We start from the raw sequence: 18,869 nt of genomic DNA, 5'->3' as shown, positions 1-18,869 counted from the left end.
CTTTATTCAAAGGCGCCATGCAGAATGCCGGACGAATGCAGGCATCAATTGGGGGCTGCCGGGTGGTTGACGTGGAAAGCATCGATGGTGAAGATTCGCTTGCTGCCGCATGCGCACAGGTCGCTGGCGACAGCAATCCTGCTTTCGTCAAGGATTCCGAACTCCGCTATGTAGCGGTCAATAAGGCCTATGCCGAGTTGTGGGATTGCCTGCCTGGCGCGCTCGTTGGTCAGCAAAGCCATCAGCATTTTGATTCTGCCGAGCAGAATGATCGGGATGAGAAGGAACGCCGCAGCCTGGTTTTCGGCAAGGATCAGGTCGCGTTTTTCGCTCATCCGCTCAAGGGAGGGCGCTACAAGATCCGGATACAGCGTCACCGCCGGTCACCGGACAAGACGTTCATTGTCGGCCATTTCGAGCCGATAGCCGGAGTCCGCATTGAGACCGGGGAGCCCGTTCAGGCCCCGCCAGATGCACAATCGGAGCCGTTGCCTGGCTGTGCTGCGCCGGACGCGGCGACCGTGGAGCACGATGCATTGATGCGAGCAGCAATCGAATTGTCCCCGCATCCCATGCTGATTCTGGACGCCGATGGCAGGACTGTCGCCGAAAGCTGCTGTGACAAAAGCTCGGTGGATGTCTGGAATGAGACTCGATTGCCGATGGGCGGGGTCATGCGCTGGGCCGAGCGTCCCCAGTCAGACCGGAATTCCGCGGAAAGTGGGCGTGCACAGCCGCTGGGCAGCGCCGGTTATAATCCAATCGAAGAAACGCTGGTGAACCGGTTCAACGAGATTTTCGACAGCATGAACGTCGGTATCGTGCTGTATGATCCCAACGATGTTCTTATCTATGTCAATCCCGAGATGGATTGCCTCACCGCACCCGATTACAGGCTGGAAGTCGGGCAATCGCTCCGCGCAGTTCTCGAGACCACCTGCAAAATCAGCGCAGAAGAGAACCTTGAGGCGCGCAAAGCGTGGATCGACAGGCGCATCCAGGCCCACCGCAATTTCGGCAATCCGACCGTCGAGAGGCTCAAGAACGGCCGATGGATCCGCATCGTCAACCGCGTCCTGCAAGACGGCTGCATCCTTGGCCTGCGGATTGAAGTGACGGACCTGAAGCAACGCGAGGCCGCGCTGGAAAGCAAAGCCGCGGAAAATCTGTTGTTCCGCACCATTCTGGATGAGATGCCGGTCTCCAGTTTCGTCAAGGATGAGAAATACCGCTACACCTATGTCAATCGAGCCCACGGGGAGCTGACCGGCTTTTCCAAGGCCGAAATGATCGGCAAGGACGATTTTGAGATATTCGGTGACTACGGAGAGCTCCTGCGTCAGGCCGATGCGCGTGTCATGGGTGGCCAAGGCGTTATCGAAGGTGAAATTGAACTCACCAGTTCCGCTGGCGAGGCGCTGAAATTGCTCGACCGCAAGGTCGGATTCACCGATCCCGTTGGCCGGCGGTTCCTGTTGGGAACGACAATCAACGTCACCGATATCCGGCGCCGGGAGGAAGAAGTCTTCGAGGCGCGGCGCCTCGCCGAACTTACCCGGTCAGATCTCGAAAGCGTTATCGATGCCATGCAAATGGGCTTGGTGGTCGTTGACAAGGACCTCAACGTCGAACTGGTCAACGGCGCATACTTCAGGATCTGGAAATTGCAGGCCAGCGACGAGTTTATCGGAGCACCAGTTCGCAGGTTGATTGATGCCAATCGCCACAATGGGGTCTATTCGGTTCCAGACGAAGACTTTGAGGACTATTCCCAAGAGCGATTGAAGGAAATCGCCGGAGGATATGTCGAGCCGCGCGAGTTCGCCCGGGCAGACGGCCAGACGATGATTTACTCGGTTCGCACGCTGTCCGAAGGCAAGCGCATGATATCCTATTTCGATATCACCGAGCTCAAGCAACGCGAGCAAGAGCTTGATCAGGCCAAAGCCGAGATCGAGCGGGCAAGCGGATTGCTCAGCGGCGCAGCCGGCGCGATGGCGCAGGGGCTTATGGTCAGCAGCCAGAACAGGTTCCAGTTCGTCAACGATGCGTTTCTTGAAATGCTCGATGTGCCGCAAGACCTGGTGGCGCAAGGCGCCAGCATGGAGAAGTTTTTCGATTACTGCGAGGAGCGTGGGGATTATGGCACGCGGGAAAATGCGGTCAGCAAGCGCACCCGGATCATGGAGTGCCATGAAAAAGGCATAGCCCATTCGCTGGAACGTCAGTCAGCCAAGGGCCGGTGGCTCAGGATTGATGCAAAGCCCGGCGCCAGCAACTCGATGATCGTCACCTACACCGATATCACCGACGCCAAGGCGCGCGAGGATGACCTGCAGCAGCTCTTGGGCAAGGCCGAAATCGCCGATCGTGCGAAATCCGAGTTCCTGGCCAATATGAGCCATGAGATCCGCACGCCCATGAATGGCGTTCTGGGCATGGCCGAGCTTCTGTCGCGGACAGAACTCGATACCCGCCAGCGCACATTCACCGACATCATAGTCAAATCCGGTAATGCCCTGCTTACCATTATCAATGACATCCTGGATTTCTCGAAGATCGACGCAGGCCAGTTGGTGCTGGACAAGGCGCCGTTTGATTTGCGGGAAACGGTTGAGGATGTGGCAACATTGGTCTCAAGCCGCGCAGCCGAAAAGGACATCGAGCTGATTGTCCGGGTCGATCCGGAACTTCCCCCATCCGTCGTCGGTGACTCGGGCCGCATCCGTCAGATCATCACCAATCTTGCCGGCAACGCCATCAAGTTCACAGAAACCGGCTATGTGCTCATTGAACTGACCGGCTCGGTTGGCTCCAGCGACAGGCTGGATCTGACAATACGGGTTCAGGATACCGGCATCGGCATACCGCAGGACAAGCTGGACGCGGTGTTTGATAAATTCTCCCAGGTCGATAACTCTTCCACCCGCCGTCACGAGGGCACGGGTCTGGGCCTGGCTATCACATCAAGGCTGGTTTCGCTGATGGACGGCCGCATCTGGGTTGAAAGTTCCGGCGGCCAGGGCTCCGTGTTCATCATTGAACTGTCGATGCCGGTCGAGAATGGCGCCACTCCCGCGCAGCACTTGCCCTACGATGTCACCGGGGCCCGAATCCTGGTCATCGACGACAATCCCATCAACCGCGCGATCCTGATCGAGCAGTTGAGCGCCTGGGGATTTGACAGCTGTGCCGCGGTCTCGGGCCAGGAGGGCCTGGATGTCCTCGCCGCAGCCACCAAGTTGGGGGTGCCGGTCGATGCGATCATCCTTGACTATCACATGCCCGGCATGGACGGAGTCATGACCGCGCGTGCCATTCACAAGACCTATGGCACGACAACGCCGGCGATTGTCATGCTGACCTCGATGGACATCAAATCCTCCGAAATCGACCTTCGGCAGAGTGCGGTGCAGGCAACGCTGATGAAGCCGGCGCGCTCATCGCTGTTGCTTGAGACCATCGTCGAGGTTCTGCAGGTTGCCGCTCAGTCGTCGGGCGGAGCTGCACAAGCGATCCCCAACGCTCGCGCTGAGGAGGGGGCTAAGGCAGATGATGCGAGCCTGGATTCGCACCCTGCTCAAATCCAGCGCCCCGCCGCCAAGCCGCAATTGCGGCCGGTTTCGGCCGCGACCGATGTGCCTGAGAGCCAGCTTGATATCCTCGTCGCTGAAGACAATGAGGTCAATCAGATCGTGTTCAGCCAGATCCTCGATGGGCTTGGCGTGCACTACAAGATTGCCGACAATGGCGGCAGCGCTGTCGATTTGTGGAACAGCCATCGTCCGGCGCTGGTGCTGATGGATATTTCGATGCCGGTGTTGAATGGTCACCAGGCCACGGAAGCAATCCGCCAGGCCGAAGCCGAGGCTCCGGAGCTGGGACGCACACCGGTGATTGGCGTTACAGCCCACGCCCTGACCGGTGACAAGGAGCGGTGCCTGGCTGCCGGGATGGACGATTATCTCTCCAAGCCGATCAGTCCGGAAAAGCTCGAGGCGAAAATACGCGAGTGGCTGCCCGCGGACATTGCCGCCAGGATCACTCAGGGCTGACCGGGCCGCTGCTTGCCAGAAGACCGGCGCTCATGTCTCGTTTGTTGGCGTGGCCGGGATGCTTGCTGACAACAAAGCCCGCAGCCTGAAGGTTTCGCCGCACCCAGCCGGCGGCGGAGTAGGTCGCAAATGTTCCGCCCTCAGCCGTTCGCTCGGCCACGTTCCGCATCAGCTCGGCGGACCACATGTCGGGATTGCGGGCAGGCGAGAAGCCGTCAAGAAACCAGGCGTCAGCCGCAAATTCCGCCTTTGCAAGCTGTTCAAGCGCCTGTCCTGCATGGACAAGCAGGGTGATTGATCCTTTGCCGCTCTCCAACGAAACAGAGATGTCGCCGTCAGGATGGTCAGGCCAGGCTTGCATCAGGCGCGCGGTCTTTCCGCCGAGATCCGGCCATGCGGCCAGCGCACGCTGCATGTCAGCTCGATCAAGCAGCCGCAACTCAAAGGAATGAAACTCCAGATGGGCATCTTCTGTGGCTGCGGCCTCCCAGGCTGACCAGGTTTCGAGAAAATTGAGCCCGGTGCCAAATCCAAGCTCCGCGATGACAAAGTGCCGGCTGGCGAGGAAGCGGTCGGGCAACCGGTTTCCGGCAAGAAACACATGCCGGGATTCGGAGCGGCCATCGGCGCGGGAATAATAGAAGTCGCCAAATTCCTCCGAATAGGGCATATCGCCCTCATGCCAGGACAGTGGCGGAAGCTGTCGGGCAGCGGAGTCATCAGCGTCGGAAGGAGTGTTCATGGCCCGTGCCGATAGCGGCGCAATACGCGGCGGTCAAGCCGTGCCGGACCTGCTGATCGCCGGAGCCGGGGTTGCGGGCCTGTGGCTGGCGGTCAAGGCTGCGCGGGCCGGCCTGTCGGTCATGCTGGTCGAGCGCGGGAATCCCGGCGGCGGCGCCAGTGGCGGCTTTCTGGGCGCGCTGATGCCGCACAATCCCGAGCGCTGGAATGCGAAGAAGGATTTCCAGTTTCGTGCACTTGTGGATCTCGAAGCCGAAATCACCCGCCTCGAGGCCGAAACCGGGCAGTTTTGTGCGTATCGCCGGGTCGGCCGGCTCTTGCCGCTGACAACCGAGCGGGCGCGGAAGGCAGCACTTGAACAGGTCCCCGAGGCCCGGATGAACTGGGGTGCAGGATATGATTTTGACGTCAATCACGCCTCCGACCACACCAGATGGCCCGATATCCTGCACACCTCGCACGGCGTGGTCCGCGAAACCCTGTCAGCCAGGATTTCTCCAACCGGCCTGATCGGCGCTTTGCTCGCCAGGCTTGCCGTGATGCCGGGCATCGAGCTGCGCTTTGGGACCGCCGTCGAGGATGTGTCCCCGCATCACCGGATGGCCCGTCTGACGGATGGGTCGTCGGTCAGTTTCGGACATATCGCTCTGGCCAATGGCGTCGACGCCTTTCCGCTGATTGCGCGCGCTGCGGGTTTGCCGGAGACGTCGCTCGGCAGTGCGGTGAAGGGGCAGGCAGCACTTCTGGATGCGAAGGTCGATCCCGGCTTGCCGCTTGTTTATGATGACGGTGTCTACGTGATCGCCCACCAAAACGGCCATGTCGCCGTCGGCTCCACCAGCGAGCGTGATTTTGAGGATGCCCACGGCACCGACGAACGACTGGAGCACGTCGTCGCGCGCGCACGCAAGCTGTGCCCGTTGATCAAGCACGCGGCGGTGATCCGCCGCTGGGCCGGATTGCGCCCGCGCGCCGTCGGCCGCGACCCGATGCTCGGCCCTGTTCCCGGCGCGCCGGCTGTCCTGGCAATGGCCGGCGGCTTCAAGATCAGCTTTGGGATCGCGCATCGCATGGCCGACTGCCTCATTGCCGGCATCACTGGCATCGATGGTCCGGAAACGCCGCAAAGTTTCTCCATCGAATGGCACGCTGCCAAGGCGGCAAGGAGCAGCACCGCCACCTGATATCACCGCAACAGCTTGCGGTTTTTCTTCAAAGTGGGGCTCTCGACATTTGGAGTGGCGCTGCTACCGTTTGGCGAAATTGAATCGGACTGAGCAATGAGCACCACATCCTATCCCCGCGACCTGATTGGCTATGGCCGCACACCACCGGACCCGAAATGGCCGAAGGGCGCCAATTGCGCTGTGCAGTTTGTGGTCAATTACGAGGAAGGTGGCGAAAGCTGTATCCTGGACGGCGACGCGGCGTCGGAAAGCCTTCTGTCGGAAATCGTTGGTGCCCAGCCATGGCCGGGCCAGCGCAACTCCAATATGGAATCGCTTTACGAATACGGTGCGCGCGTGGGCTTCTGGCGACTCTGGCGCCTGTTCACCGAGCGCCAGATGCCGGTCACGGTTTTTGGCGTGGCGCTTGCCATGCAACGCAATCCGGACGCTGTGGCAGCGATGAAGGAAGCCGACTGGGAAATCGCCAGCCACGGGCTGCGCTGGCTTGAATACAAGGATTTCTCCGAAGCCGACGAGCGCAGGCACATTGCCGACTGCATCCGCATCCACACCGAAGTCACCGGATCGCGGCCGCTCGGGATCTACCAGGGCAAGCCCTCGGTCAACACCTTGCCATTGGTGATGGAGGAGGGCGGCTTTGTCTATTCCGCCGATTCCTACGCCGATGAGCTGCCCTACTGGATCGAAGGCCCCAACGGGCCGCATCTGATCGTGCCCTATACGCTTGATGCCAACGACATGCGGTTTGCGACACCCCAGGGTTTCAACTCGGGCGACCAGTTCTTCACCTATCTCAAGGACACATTTGACGTGCTGATGGCCGAAGGGGCCGCAGGCAGCCCGAAAATGATGTCGGTCGGCCTTCATTGCCGCCTGGTCGGTCGACCGGGCCGGGCTGCGGCGCTGGCACGGTTTCTTGACTACGTCCTATCGCATGACAAGGCCTGGGTGACGCGCCGCATCGACATCGCCAACCATTGGCATGCCCATCACCTTTCGGAGAAGACGTCATGAGCGATCGCAACGGTTTCATTGCTGCCTATGGCGGCGTGTTCGAGCATTCGCCGTGGATCGCTGAACGGGCTTTCGACAAGGGCGCGATCACCCCGCCGCTGCTGGCCGGGCCGGTGCATCGGGCAATGTGTGCCGAGTTCCGCGCCGCAAGCCGTGACGAGCGGATGGGAGTCCTGCGGGCGCACCCGGACCTGGCCGGCAAACTGGCGATTGCCGGAGAGCTCACGGCGGACTCGAAATCCGAGCAGGCAGGTGCTGGTCTTGATCGTTTGAGCGCGGAGGAACATGCGCGTTTCACCGACCTCAATACACGCTATCTGCGCGAATTCGGCTTCCCCTTCATCATTGCGGTGAAGGGGCATGACAAGAACAGCATTCTGGCAGCCTTCGAGACCCGCATCGGCAATGATCCGGAAACCGAATTCGAAACCGCTTGCGGCGAAGTCGAAAAGATCGCCGGATTCCGCCTCTCTTCCCTCCTGCCGGAAGCCTGAACCCGATGCAGATGCTTACACTCGAACCATTGACCGCCGACGCTTTTGCCCCGTTTGGCACCGTACTCGATAGTGCCGAAGCCGAAAGGCGGATGATCAATGGCGGCACCACCGAGCGGTTTCATGCGCTGGCCATGGCCGACACCGAAACGTCGGGCGGCCGCACCATCCTGTCGCTGTTTCGCGGCCAGCCGCGCAGCTTTCCCTATCCGGTTGAGATGATGGAACGCCATCCGCTCGGCAGCCAGGCCTTCTTTCCGGTGACGCAACGCGCCTGGATCGCCGTGGCAGCCCCGGATGCGAACGGTCGCCCCGGCGCGCCGCGCGCCTTTCTGGTGCCCGGTCATATCGGCGTTCAATACGCCCGCAATGTCTGGCATCACCCGCTGATCGCTGTGGGAGAGCCGTGTGATTTTCTGGTGATGGATCGCGAAGGCGAAGGCAACAATCTCGAGGAAGTCGATTATGATACGGCTTACCTGATTGCCGACCCGGCAACCTGATCCAAACATACAATCAAGGAGACGCCAATGTCCGCCCAACCGCTTAGCTCAGGACGCCTGACCACCCACGTGCTTGATACCGCGCGTGGCCGGCCGGCAGCTCAGATGGTGATCGAACTGGTTCGCATCGACGGTGCCGGGCACCACCCGGTCAAGTCTTTCCGAACCAATGATGACGGCCGTATCGATGCGCCGCTGCTCTCCGGCGCCGAGCTTGAGCAAGGGGTTTACGAGTTGCGGTTTCATGCCGGCGACTATCTTCGCTCGAGCGGCGATGCCTTGCCGGACCCGGCATTTCTCGACATCATCCCGATCCGCTTCGGCATCGCCGACACGGCAGCGCACTACCACGTGCCGCTGCTGATCTCGGCCTATGGTTATTCGACCTATCGCGGCAGCTAATTGCCAGGCGCTGGTCTGCGTGCGCTCAACGGCCGGTTTGTCTGGAAGGAGTAGCTCAGGGGATTTTTCATTACCCCGGGAAAAGCAAAAGCCGCGTGGCAGTACATCCGTGCTCACGCGACCTTATTAACGATCTTCGAAAAGACCGCTGCTGATACACAGCTTGCAGGAAGAGTGTTAACGAAGAGTTAAGACGAAATTGTGACAGTGCCCGATTCCGTCAAGCAAATCGCTTCGCCGGCCACATAGACCGCCGCAATCGCCCGATCGTCTCCCAGCGTTTGCAGAAGGAAAAGCTCCTCTTCCAGGGTGCCGACTGTCTCCATGCGGATCTGCATGGCCGGGGTTGCCGCGGCGTCGAGCACGATAATGTCCGCATCACTGCCAGTCTCCAGCGTGCCGATCCGGTCCGCCAGTCCCAACGCCTCGGCATTGCCGCGTGTGGCCTGCCAGAAGCTCTCGATTGGTGGAACACGGTTGCCGCGCATTTGCTGGATCTTGTAGGCCTCGTCGAGTGTCTTGAGCAGGGAGTAGCTGGTGCCGCCGCCGATATCGGTGGCAACCGCGGTGCGCACGCCGTGCGCCTTGAGCCGTTTGAGGTCAAACAGACCCGAGCCGAGGAACAGGTTCGACGTCGGACAGTGCACCGCCACCGATCCGGCTTCGGCGATGGCCGCCATCTCCCGGTCCGACAAATGGATGGCGTGACCAAGCAACATCCTGTTGGTCAGCAACCCATAGCGCGCATAGACATCGGTGTAATCCCTGGCATCGGGATAGAGCTCCCGTGTCAGGGCGATCTCGGCGTCGTTCTCGGACAGATGGGTCTGGATCAGGAGATCCGGATGCTCGCGCGCCAGCGTGCCCGCGGCGTCCAGTTGTGCCGGCGTCGAAGTGATGGCGAACCGCGGCGTGATCGCCACATGATTGCGACCCGTGCCCTGCCAGCGCTCGATCACCGCCTTGGTGTCGTCATAGCTCGATTGCGCCGTGTCGGTCAGCGCAGCCGGCGCATTGCGGTCCATCATCACCTTGCCGCCGATCATCAGCAGGTTGCGGCGCTCGGCTTCGGCAAAATAGGCGTCGGCCGAGCCCTTGTGCACCGAACAATAGGCTGCGGCGGTCGTCGTGCCGTGGCGCAGCAATTCATCGAAGAACAGCGTGGCAAAACGCGCGGAATGCTCAGCACTGGCGAAGCGCTGTTCCTCGACGAACGTGTAGGTGTTGAGCCATTCGAGCAGGTTTGCCGCATAGCTTGCCGTCACCTGCATTTGCGGAAAATGAAGATGCGGATCGATGAACCCGGCCATGAGAAGGTGCGGTCGGTGATCGATAATCTCGATATCGCCGGCGGCCATTGCCACGATGTCGGCATAGCGACCGGCTGCTGAAATCTGTCCGTTCTCGATCAGCAGCGCGCCGTCTTGTTCAAACACATAACTGGCATGATCGTCGCGGGCTTGCGGCCGCGACGTGAAGCTGAGCGTGCGCCCGCGCAGAATCCTGGCTGTCATTGATCAGTTCCGCCAGCGATCGCGGATTCGTACCAGGCGACAATCAGCGCCCGTTCTTCCGGCTCGACAAAAGTGATGTTGCCGGGCGGCATGGCGTGGCTGCGTCCGGCCTGAAGATAGATGTCACGGGCATGACGAGCGATGTCGGCGTCGGTTTCAAGCCGTACATTCTTCGGCGCCCGGGCAACGCCTTCCCAGAGAGGCTCAGCCGTGTGACACATCGAGCAACGGACCATCATGGTTTCGCTGACCGCTTCAAAATGGGCATTGGCGACAAATCGCTGGTGGATCGGGGCCAGCGTGGCCTCCTCGATCACTTCATCGCTGCGAGGCAGGCTCGACAGCCAGATCACGGCGATGAACAGGGCGATTGTCGCCGCCCAGGTCCAGTGCGGCTTGCCCTGGCGCGCATGCACGGTGTTGAACCAGTGCCGGATGGTGACACCCATCAGGAACACCAGGGCCGCAATCAGCCAGTTCCACTGCGTGGCAAAGGCCAGCGGGTAGTGGTTGGACAGCATCAGGAAGATGACGGGCAGGGTGAGGTAGTTGTTGTGCAGCGAGCGCTGCTTGGCAATGCGGCCATATTTCGGATCGGGCGTGCGCCCCGCCTTCAGGTCGGCCACCACGACTTTCTGGTTGGGAATGATGATCATCGCCACATTGGCGCTCATGATCGTCGCGGTAAATGCGCCCAGATGCAGCAATGCGGCCCGTCCGGTAAACACCTGGGTGTAGCCCCAGGCCATCGCCACCAGCACCGCAAACAGCACCAGCATCAGCCCGGTGGTGTTTTGGCCGATGGGCGATTTGCACAGCAGGTCGTAAATGATCCAGCCCAGCACGATCGAAGCCAGCGAGATGGCGATTGCCACGGGTGCGGTGACATCAAGCACATTTGCATCAATCAGATAAAGCTCGGCACCGGCGTAATAGACCACCCACATCATGGCGAAGCCTGATAGCCAGGTGACGTAGCTCTCCCATTTGAACCAGGTCAGATGCTCGGGCAGCCGCTCGGGCGCCACCAGATATTTCTGGATATGGTAGAAGCCGCCGCCATGCACTTGCCATTCTTCCCCGTGCGCGCCTTCCGGCAGACCGGGCCGCTGCACCAGGCCGAGATCAAGGGCGATGAAATAGAAGGATGAACCGATCCAGGCGATAGCCGTAATGACATGCAACCAGCGCACCGCGAAGCTGAGCCATTCCCACAGGAGAGCATATTCGTACATCGGTGCCCCTCGCACGTTGTTGGTATCGGTTTTTGCAGCGCACATGATGCGCAATGCCGGGCAGAATGGAAAGCCCGGCGTCTGCTTGCCGGAAATTTATCAGTTACCGGATTTTCCTGATAATCCTGTTGATTGGTTGGATGGACCGCGGAATTGATGGTAAGGTGGCTTATCCACATCCTTTGTCACATAGCTGTTTCCAATTGCGCATTAAAACTGCTGAGGTTACGTTTCGCTTTCGGGTGACGTTCGTTTCCATGCGTTTCCCAGTTTGAAAGGAAGTTCAAATGAAAAAAATCATCGCCTCCGGCGTTCTCGCCGCACTCATGTCAAGCGTTGCACCAGCCAGCGCCGCCACTCAGGTTGATTTCTGGCACGCCTTTACCGGACGTCTCGGCGAGCTGCTCGACGAGCAAGTCTCCAAGTTCAATGCGTCGCAGGACGAGTACGTCGTGGTCGCCACCAACAAGGGCAACTACTCCGAGACTCTCAATGCCGGCATCGCCGCATTCCGTGCCGGCGAACAGCCTGACATTCTTCAGGTTTTCGAAGTCGGCACTGCCACGATGATGGGCGCCAAGGGCGCGATCAAGCCGGTCTACGAAGTCATGGACGAATCGGGCCTGCCCTTCGATCAGTCGGCCTATCTTGCAGCCGTGGCAGGATACTACACCACCACCGACGGTCAGATGCTGTCGCTGCCCTACAACTCGTCGACCCCGGTTCTCTACGTCAACAAGGACGCATTGAAGGCTGCCGGTCTTGATCCGGAGATGGATCTGTCGACCTGGGAGCAGGTCGGAACAGCTCTGGATGCGCTCAAGGAATCGGGCAACAAGTGCCCGCTGACGACTGCCTGGCAGAGCTGGGTCCATCTCGAGACACTTTCCGCCTACCACAACGTTCCTTTCGCTTCGAAAGAGAACGGTTTTGCCGGCGTTGACACAGAACTGACCTTCAACGGCGACGTTCAGGTCAAGCACATCGAAACGCTTGGCCAGTGGGCCAAGGATGGCAAGTTCATCTATTCGGGCCGTCGCAACGAAGGTGGCGCACCGTTCCGCGCTGGCGAATGTGCGCTGTTTACCGAATCATCGGCTGGCTACGCCGGTGTGAAGAACGAAGCCACGTTCGATTTCGCCATCCGGCCTCTGCCTTACTGGAGCGATGTTGAAGGGGCGCCGCAGAACACCATCATCGGTGGCGCATCCTTGTGGGTCATGGAAGGTCAGACTGCTGAGGAATACAAGGGCGTTGCCGCGTTCTTCAATTTCCTCTCGAGCTCGGAAATCCAGGCCAAGTGGCATCAGGATACAGGCTACCTGCCGATCACCATGGCCGCTTACGAGGCAACCAAGGCGTCGGGCTTCTATGACGAAAACCCCGGCACCGACATCTCCATCATCCAGATGACCGGCAAGGCTCCGACTGCTGATTCCAAGGGTATTCGTCTGGGCAACTTCGACCAGATCCGTGGCATCATCGATGAAGAACTCGAAGGCGTCTGGAACGGATCGAAATCGGCAAAGGACGCGCTTGATTCAGCCGTCTCCCGCGGCGACGAACTGCTGCGCCGGTTCGAACAGGCCAACCGCTAACATCGTTAACCCGGCGGAGCATCCATTGCTCCGCCGGTCTTACTCTTCCGGTTCGGTGATTCATGGAAAAGCGTGTCGTATTCAGCAACCGCTGGCTGCCTTATCTGCTGGTCGCCCCGCAGCTGCTCGTCACCTTTGTCTTCTTTTTCTGGCCGGCGGGGCAGGCGATCTACCAGTCGGCCTTCATCCCGGACCCTTTCGGTCTCAAGACCCAGTTCGTCGGACTGGGCAATTTCGAGTATCTGTTCGGCAATCGCTATTATCGCGAATCCTTCCTCACCACGGCGGTCTTCTCGGTGCTGGTGACCGTTTCCTCGATGTCGTTTGCACTGTGGCTGGCGGTGCTGGCCGACCGTGTCATCAAGGGATCAAGTGCATACCGGACCCTTCTGATATGGCCCTATGCCGTGGCGCCGGCGATCGCCGGCGTATTGTGGCTGTTCATGTTCAACCCGTTCACCGGCATCATTGCCTGGATGCTGTTCCAGGTAGGCTATGTCTGGAACCACAATCTTGATGGCGGCCAGGCCATGGCCCTGGTCGTCGCCGCATCGGCCTGGAAACAGATCAGCTACAATTTCCTTTTTTTCCTCGCCGGCCTGCAGGCGATTCCGAAAAGCGTCATCGAGGCGGCGGCGATTGACGGTGCCAGCTTCTGGCGCCGGTTCTGGACGATCATCTTTCCGCTGTTGTCACCGACGACGTTCTTTCTGCTTGTGGTCAACATCATCTACGCGTTCTTTGACACGTTTGGTGTTATTCACACCATTACCCAGGGCGGCCCGCAGCAATCGACCACGATCCTTGTCTACAAGGTCTTCGCCGATGGCTTCGTGGGCCAGGATCTGGGCTCGTCAGCGGCTCAGTCTGTGGTGCTGCTGGTGCTTGTGGGGGTCCTGACGGTGGTTCAGTTCCGCTTCATTGAACGACGGGTGCACTACTGATGAGCGGCATGGTTGAAAAACGAGGGATTGGAACCTGGCTCACCCATGGCGGGTTGATTCTGGGTATTGCGGTGATCTGTTTTCCGATCTGGATCGCCTTTGTCGCCTCCACCGTGACCCAGGACGAACTGGTCCGCCCACCGATGCCGCTGTTGCCCGGACCGCATTTGTTCGACAACTATCTTGAGGCGCTGATGACCGGTGGCGTTGCCCCGGTCTGGCAGATGCTGGTCAACTCGCTGGTGATGGCGCTCGGAATCACCATTGGCAAGATCGTCATTTCGTTGCTGTCGGCCTATGCCATCGTCTATTTCAAGTTCCGCTTCAGGATGTTTTTCTTCTGGCTGATTTTCATGACCCTGATGCTGCCGGTCGAGGTCCGGATCGTGCCGACCTACGAGGTGGTGGCAAACCTGGGTCTGCTCAACAGCTATTCCGGGCTTATTCTGCCATTGATCGCCTCGGCGACGGCAACCTTCCTGTTCCGGCAACTGTTCATGACCATTCCCGACGAGCTGACCGAGGCCGCCCGTGTCGATGGCGCTGGCCCGGTCCGCTTCTTCTTCGATATCCTGCTGCCGATGTCGCGCACCAACATCGCAGCCCTCTTCGTCATTCTGTTCATCTATGGCTGGAACCAGTATCTCTGGCCGTTGTTGATCACCACCGATCCGTCCATGAACACCGTGATCATGGGCATCAAGCAAATGTTGCCGACAGGCGATCAGACCGTCGAATGGCCGGTGATCATGGCAACCGCCATGCTGGCCATGCTGCCGCCGGTGCTGGTTGTGCTTGGCATGCAAAAACTCTTCGTCAAGGGTTTGGTCGAAAGCGAGAAATGAGTTCCCATGGCTGAAATCAAACTTGAAGCGATCAGGAAGAGCTACGGTCGCACCGAGGTTATTCACGGCATCGACGCGGAAATCGCCGATGGCGAGTTGATCGTCATTGTCGGGCCGTCGGGCTGTGGCAAGTCAACGCTTCTGCGCATGGTCGCGGGCCTCGAAACCATCACCTCGGGCAACATCTACATTGGCGACCGTGCCGTCAACAAGCTCGAGCCGCGGGAACGCGACATCGCCATGGTGTTCCAGAACTACGCGCTCTATCCGCATATGAGCGTCTTCGACAACATGGCCTATGGCCTCAAGATCGCCCGTGTCCCCAAGTCCGAAATAGTCTCCCGGGTCAATGAGGCCGCGCGGATGCTGGAGCTTGAGCCCTATCTCGATCGCAAGCCGCGGCAACTCTCCGGCGGTCAGCGCCAGCGCGTGGCGATGGGCCGGGCAATTGTGCGCAAGCCTGCTGTCTTCCTGTTCGACGAACCGCTCTCCAATCTCGATGCCAAGCTCAGGGTGCAGATGCGTCTGGAGATCAAGGCGCTGCAGCGCAAGCTTGGCGTGACGGCGCTGTACGTCACCCACGATCAGGTGGAGGCCATGACCCTGGCTGACCGCATGATCGTCATGAATGACGGCGTCGCCGAACAGGTCGGAGCGCCGCTCGAAGTCTACGCCAATCCGGCGACCCTGTTTGTCGCAGGCTTCATCGGCTCGCCGCCAATGAATGTGTTGAGCCACGACATTCGGCCTGGCAGCGGCCCGCTCGATCCCGGCGCGGTCATCGGTGTCAGGCCCGAACACATCGACCTCGTAGCCCCCGGCGCCGGCCTGATCGACTTCGATGTCGCCTTCTGCGAGCCGCTCGGCGCCGAAACCCTGGTCCATGGCGTGACCGCGGCGGGCGACCAGCTGGTGGTGCGGATTGATGGCGAGACCAGGCTGCCCGCTGACAACAGCCGCGTTGGTCTGAAGATCGACCCGAAGCGCATTATGGGGTTCGATGCCTCTGGCCGCCGTGTCGACACATGATCACCGGTGGTGAGGGGGCCCTGTCGTGGCCACTCTTTGCTGGCGGCTGATTAGCCGTTCCGCCACAGAACTGCGCTGTCACCCCGGCGCACGACGGGCGCGGGAGCCTGTGCTTCAGGCCTGTCGCTTAAGGGTTGGTCTCTTGCCAGTCCGCAAGCGCTGCGATGATGTCGGCAGCCACTGTGGCGGCGATGACTTCCGGCCGCTTGTCGGCGATCTTGCGGCCGATCGGGCAGACCAGCCTTGAAAGCCGGGCCTTTTCACCGCCTTCGCGGACATATTGATGCTCGAAGGTGACCCGTTTGGTGTCGGACCCGATCATGCCCACCTGGGCCAGATCGTTGCGCGCCAGGGCTGCCGAGACAATCAGGAAATCCAGCGCGTGATCATGGGTCAGCACGATGATAGCACTTCCCGGCGCGATGGTGCCCACCAGGCTTTCGGGCAGGGCGGTCAAATGCCGTTTGGCGCCGTGCGGTGTTCTGTCGAGCTCGTCCGCCCGTGACTCGACCACATGCGGCTTGACCGGCAACAGCAGCAAAGCGCTGGCCAGCGCCCGGCCGACATGGCCACCGCCGAACAGCCAGACCTCGGGATTGCCGGCGTCTTCGGCCTCGACCAGAGCCTCGATCTCACCAGACCGGGAAGCAGGGATAATGTCGAAAGACAGTGTCACATGCCCGCCGCAGCATTGACCGATAGCCGGGCCCAAAGGCAGCGCCATCGGTGTGACGGTCCCCCCGGCCAGGATTTTGCGGGCCTGGTCGATGGCTTCGAGTTCCAGCCGGCCGCCGCCAATCGTGCCGAAGCTGTCGCCGGCCGAAACCAGCATCCAGGCGTCGGTGTCGCGCGGCGTCGAGCCTTTGGCCTCGACGACCCGGACCAGCACGTAAGGGGTGCCGGCCCGTGCTGCAAAATCGAGATAGGCGGCGAGACGCGCCATGGCTCAGATCCGGCTCGTTTCGTCGTCAGCAGCCAGGGCCTTGAGCCGTTCGACTGCCATCAGCACCCGCTCGGGCGTTGCCGGCGCGTCGAGCCGTGGCGACACCTGATAGTCGGCGATCGAGGCCACGGCCATGCCAAGCGCCTCGAGCACGGAAATCGGCAGCATGAACGGTGGTTCGCCCACCGCCTTGGAGCGTCTGATCGTCAACTCGCGGTTCTCGGCCCACTCAGCCAGCTTGACATTGAAGATTTTGGGCCGGTCCGAGGCGAGCGGGATCTTGTAGGTCGAGGGTGCATGGGTCCGGAGCCGGCCCTTGTCGTCCCACCACAGTTCCTCGGTGGTCAGCCAGCCCATGCCCTGGACGAACCCGCCTTCGATCTGGCCGATATCGAGTGCGGGATTGAGCGAGCGCCCGGCATCATGCAGAACGTCGACCCGGTCGACCTGGTACTCACCAGTGAGCGTATCGATGGAGACTTCCGACACGGCTGCGCCATAGGCGTAATAGTAGAAGGGCCGGCCCTTGCCGCTGGCGCGGTCCCAATGGATATCGGGGGTCTTGTAAAACCCGGCGGCGGAAAGCTGAACCCGTTCGAGATAGGCAAGCTTGATGAAATCGCCAAACGGCATCAACTCGTTGCCCACCCGCACATGGTTGGGTTCGAACACCACCTGATCTTCCGGAATGTGGAATTTCTCCGCGGCGAAGGCGATCAGCCGGGTCTTGATCTGCTGCGCCGCATTGGCGGCCGCCATGCCGTTGAGATCGGTGCCCGATGACGCGGCGGTGGCCGATGTATTGGGCACCTTGCCGGTTGTGGTCGCCGTGATCCGGATGGTGTCGAGATCGACCTGGAACTCTTCGGCCAGCACCTGCGCCACCTTGGTGTTGAGCCCCTGGCCCATCTCGGTGCCGCCGTGATTGAGGTGGATCGAGCCATCCTGGTAGACGTGCACCAGAGCCCCGGCCTGGTTGAACCAGGTGGCCGTGAAGGAGATGCCGAACTTGACCGGGGTCAGCGCGATGCCGCGCCGGACCACCGGGCTGGTCTGGTTGAAGGCGATGATTTCCGCCCGGCGCGTCTGATACTCTGACGAGGTTTCCAGGTCGTCGACAATCCGCTCGATGATGTTGTCTTCCACCGTCTGGTGATAGGGCGTGACATCGCGGCCGGGTCCGCCATAGAAATTGACCTTGCGGATTTCCAGGGGATCACGCCCCAGCGCATAGGCGATTTCCTCGATGACGCGCTCGCCACCGAGCATGCCCTGCGGTCCGCCAAAGCCGCGAAAGGCGGTATTGGAAACCGTGTTGGTCATCATCGGCTTCGAGACCAGGCGGACATTTTCGTAGAAATAGCAATTGTCGGCGTGAAACAGCGCCCGGTCGGTCACTGGCCCCGAAAGGTCCGAGGAGAAGCCGCACCGCGCCGCAAAACACGCGTCCAGCGCGTGAATGCGGCCGGTCTCGTCATAACCGACATCGTAATCGACAACGAAATCATGCCGCTTGCCGGTGATGATCATGTCATCGTCGCGGTCGGGCCGGAGCTTCACCGCGCGGTTGAGCTTCTTCGCCGCGATTGCAGCAATGGCAGCGAACTGGTTGGATTGGGTTTCCTTGCCGCCAAAGCCACCGCCCATGCGCCGCACCTGCACGGTCACGGCGTTCGACACCGTGCCGAGCGCATTCGCCACCATATGCTGCACTTCGCTCGGATGCTGGGTCGACGACCAGACGGTGACTTCGTCATCCTCGCCGGGAATAGCCATGGCGATATGGCCTTCGAGGTAGAAATGATCCTGCCCGCCAATCCGCATATCGCCCTTGAGCCTGAGCGGTGCAGCGGCAAGGCCCGCATCGACATCGCCGCGTGCGAGTTTCATGGGCTCGGTGACCATCCGATAGCCCGCGTCCATCGCCGCGCGCACGTCGATGGCATGCGGCAGGTCTTCATAGCTGATGATGGCGCGCTTGGCGGCGCGGCGGGCCTGGTCGCGGCTTTCGGCGATGACGGCGAACAGCGGCTGTCCGTGGAACAGAACTTTACCCGTCGCCAGAACCGGCTCGTCATTGCGGCCGGAGGGCGAGATGTCATTCGCGCCGGGAACGTCTTCGGCGGTCAGAACGGCGATCACGCCGTCGGCTGACCGGACTGCATCGAGATCAAGTGAGGTGATCTTCGCATGCGCCCGGTCCGACAGGCCGAGATAGCCGTGCAGGGTGCCGGCCGGCTCGGGCATGTCGTCAATGTAGTCGGCGCTGCCGGTGACATGCTTGTGCGCCGAATCATGCTCGCGCTTGGTGTGTGCGCCGCCGGAAATTTCGGCCTTGCTGCGGGGTGCGGGTGCGTCCATG

General features: G+C 60.7%; 16 protein-coding genes. 10 read left to right on the top strand and 6 right to left on the bottom strand.

Going from position 1 to position 18,869, the window contains the following annotated elements:
• Positions 1 to 44 precede the first annotated feature (44 nt).
• Positions 45 to 377, bottom strand: coding sequence for a hypothetical protein (locus tag PZ897_RS00570; protein ID WP_275748934.1), 333 nt, complete (start codon positions 375 to 377; stop codon positions 45 to 47).
• Positions 378 to 539: 162 nt separating this feature from the next.
• Here PZ897_RS00570 and PZ897_RS00565 point away from each other — a divergent pair, with 162 nt between their 5' ends.
• Positions 540 to 4,055, top strand: a complete 3,516-nt coding sequence (locus PZ897_RS00565) for a PAS-domain containing protein (RefSeq protein ID WP_275748933.1) — start codon at positions 540 to 542, stop codon at positions 4,053 to 4,055.
• Here the strand turns inward: PZ897_RS00565 and mnmD are convergent.
• Positions 4,042 to 4,797, bottom strand: coding sequence for a tRNA (5-methylaminomethyl-2-thiouridine)(34)-methyltransferase MnmD (gene mnmD, locus PZ897_RS00560; protein ID WP_275748931.1), 756 nt, complete (start codon positions 4,795 to 4,797; stop codon positions 4,042 to 4,044). The genes PZ897_RS00565 and mnmD overlap by 14 nt on opposite strands.
• Between mnmD and PZ897_RS00555 the strand changes: the two genes are divergently transcribed.
• The 5 genes from PZ897_RS00555 to uraH all read left to right on the top strand — a co-directional run bounded on the left by PZ897_RS00555 (position 4,796) and on the right by uraH (position 8,399).
• Complete coding sequence (locus PZ897_RS00555) at positions 4,796 to 5,980, top strand: FAD-dependent oxidoreductase (RefSeq protein ID WP_275748929.1); 1,185 nt, start codon at positions 4,796 to 4,798, stop codon at positions 5,978 to 5,980. The two genes, mnmD and PZ897_RS00555, sit on opposite strands and share 2 nt — an antisense overlap.
• A 96-nt stretch (positions 5,981 to 6,076) precedes the next feature.
• Positions 6,077 to 7,000 (top strand): allantoinase PuuE, encoded by a 924-nt coding sequence (gene puuE / locus PZ897_RS00550; RefSeq protein ID WP_275748927.1) that lies wholly within the window; start codon positions 6,077 to 6,079, stop codon positions 6,998 to 7,000.
• Entirely contained in the window at positions 6,997 to 7,494 is a 498-nt protein-coding gene (gene uraD / locus PZ897_RS00545; protein WP_275748926.1) for a 2-oxo-4-hydroxy-4-carboxy-5-ureidoimidazoline decarboxylase, read from the top strand. Before puuE ends, uraD begins: the two co-directional genes overlap by 4 nt.
• A 5-nt stretch (positions 7,495 to 7,499) precedes the next feature.
• Positions 7,500 to 7,997: an ureidoglycolate lyase gene (locus tag PZ897_RS00540; protein WP_275748925.1), complete on the top strand. Its 498-nt coding sequence runs from the start codon at positions 7,500 to 7,502 to the stop codon at positions 7,995 to 7,997.
• A gap of 27 nt (positions 7,998 to 8,024) precedes the next feature.
• Entirely contained in the window at positions 8,025 to 8,399 is a 375-nt protein-coding gene (uraH, locus tag PZ897_RS00535; RefSeq protein WP_275748923.1) for a hydroxyisourate hydrolase, read from the top strand.
• Between the two features lie 188 nt (positions 8,400 to 8,587).
• Here the strand turns inward: uraH and guaD are convergent, their stop codons facing one another.
• Both guaD and PZ897_RS00525 read right to left on the bottom strand, forming a co-directional pair.
• Positions 8,588 to 9,913, bottom strand: a complete 1,326-nt coding sequence (gene guaD, locus PZ897_RS00530; protein ID WP_275748921.1) for a guanine deaminase — start codon at positions 9,911 to 9,913, stop codon at positions 8,588 to 8,590.
• Positions 9,910 to 11,148, bottom strand: coding sequence for a urate hydroxylase PuuD (locus PZ897_RS00525; RefSeq protein ID WP_275748920.1), 1,239 nt, complete (start codon positions 11,146 to 11,148; stop codon positions 9,910 to 9,912). Before PZ897_RS00525 ends, guaD begins: the two co-directional genes overlap by 4 nt.
• 287 nt (positions 11,149 to 11,435) lie before the next feature.
• Here PZ897_RS00525 and ugpB point away from each other — a divergent pair, with 287 nt between their 5' ends.
• From ugpB to ugpC, 4 genes are all read left to right on the top strand, one after another.
• Positions 11,436 to 12,746, top strand: a complete 1,311-nt coding sequence (gene ugpB / locus PZ897_RS00520; protein WP_275748918.1) for a sn-glycerol-3-phosphate ABC transporter substrate-binding protein UgpB — start codon at positions 11,436 to 11,438, stop codon at positions 12,744 to 12,746.
• Between the two features lie 62 nt (positions 12,747 to 12,808).
• Positions 12,809 to 13,690 carry a sn-glycerol-3-phosphate ABC transporter permease UgpA gene (gene ugpA, locus PZ897_RS00515; RefSeq protein WP_275748916.1) on the top strand — a complete coding sequence of 294 codons (882 nt, stop codon included), beginning with the start codon at positions 12,809 to 12,811 and terminating at the stop codon, positions 13,688 to 13,690.
• A gap of 8 nt (positions 13,691 to 13,698) precedes the next feature.
• Positions 13,699 to 14,535, top strand: coding sequence for a sn-glycerol-3-phosphate ABC transporter permease UgpE (gene ugpE / locus PZ897_RS00510; RefSeq protein ID WP_275749301.1), 837 nt, complete (start codon positions 13,699 to 13,701; stop codon positions 14,533 to 14,535).
• Between the two features lie 6 nt (positions 14,536 to 14,541).
• Complete coding sequence (gene ugpC, locus PZ897_RS00505; protein ID WP_275748914.1) at positions 14,542 to 15,564, top strand: sn-glycerol-3-phosphate ABC transporter ATP-binding protein UgpC; 1,023 nt, start codon at positions 14,542 to 14,544, stop codon at positions 15,562 to 15,564.
• Between the two features lie 127 nt (positions 15,565 to 15,691).
• On the opposite strand, the gene xdhC is transcribed toward ugpC, so the two are convergent.
• Together xdhC and xdhB are read right to left on the bottom strand one after the other, a co-directional pair.
• On the bottom strand, positions 15,692 to 16,507 hold the full coding sequence (xdhC, locus tag PZ897_RS00500) for a xanthine dehydrogenase accessory protein XdhC (protein ID WP_275748912.1): 816 nt from the start codon (positions 16,505 to 16,507) through the stop codon (positions 15,692 to 15,694).
• 3 nt (positions 16,508 to 16,510) lie between these two features.
• Positions 16,511 to 18,868 carry a xanthine dehydrogenase molybdopterin binding subunit gene (gene xdhB / locus PZ897_RS00495; RefSeq protein WP_275748910.1) on the bottom strand — a complete coding sequence of 786 codons (2,358 nt, stop codon included), beginning with the start codon at positions 18,866 to 18,868 and terminating at the stop codon, positions 16,511 to 16,513.
• Position 18,869 lies beyond the last annotated feature (1 nt).

This window comes from Hoeflea sp. YIM 152468 (genome assembly GCF_029210485.1).
Classification (GTDB): domain Bacteria; phylum Pseudomonadota; class Alphaproteobacteria; order Rhizobiales; family Rhizobiaceae; genus Hoeflea.
This window is presented reverse-complemented; position numbering and strand designations above follow the sequence as displayed.

Coding starts and splice junctions, on each gene's coding strand:
- PZ897_RS00565 (WP_275748933.1), top strand. CDS start 540: ATGCGAGCAGCAATCGAATTGTCCCCGCATCCCATGCTGATTCTGGAC.
- PZ897_RS00555 (WP_275748929.1), top strand. CDS start 4,796: ATGGCCCGTGCCGATAGCGGCGCAATACGCGGCGGTCAAGCCGTGCCG.
- mnmD (WP_275748931.1), bottom strand. CDS start 4,797: ATGAACACTCCTTCCGACGCTGATGACTCCGCTGCCCGACAGCTTCCG.
- puuE (WP_275748927.1), top strand. CDS start 6,077: ATGAGCACCACATCCTATCCCCGCGACCTGATTGGCTATGGCCGCACA.
- uraD (WP_275748926.1), top strand. CDS start 6,997: ATGAGCGATCGCAACGGTTTCATTGCTGCCTATGGCGGCGTGTTCGAG.
- PZ897_RS00540 (WP_275748925.1), top strand. CDS start 7,500: ATGCAGATGCTTACACTCGAACCATTGACCGCCGACGCTTTTGCCCCG.
- uraH (WP_275748923.1), top strand. CDS start 8,025: ATGTCCGCCCAACCGCTTAGCTCAGGACGCCTGACCACCCACGTGCTT.
- guaD (WP_275748921.1), bottom strand. CDS start 9,913: ATGACAGCCAGGATTCTGCGCGGGCGCACGCTCAGCTTCACGTCGCGG.
- PZ897_RS00525 (WP_275748920.1), bottom strand. CDS start 11,148: ATGTACGAATATGCTCTCCTGTGGGAATGGCTCAGCTTCGCGGTGCGC.
- ugpB (WP_275748918.1), top strand. CDS start 11,436: ATGAAAAAAATCATCGCCTCCGGCGTTCTCGCCGCACTCATGTCAAGC.
- ugpA (WP_275748916.1), top strand. CDS start 12,809: ATGGAAAAGCGTGTCGTATTCAGCAACCGCTGGCTGCCTTATCTGCTG.
- ugpE (WP_275749301.1), top strand. CDS start 13,699: ATGGTTGAAAAACGAGGGATTGGAACCTGGCTCACCCATGGCGGGTTG.
- ugpC (WP_275748914.1), top strand. CDS start 14,542: ATGGCTGAAATCAAACTTGAAGCGATCAGGAAGAGCTACGGTCGCACC.
- xdhC (WP_275748912.1), bottom strand. CDS start 16,507: ATGGCGCGTCTCGCCGCCTATCTCGATTTTGCAGCACGGGCCGGCACC.
- xdhB (WP_275748910.1), bottom strand. CDS start 18,868: ATGGACGCACCCGCACCCCGCAGCAAGGCCGAAATTTCCGGCGGCGCA.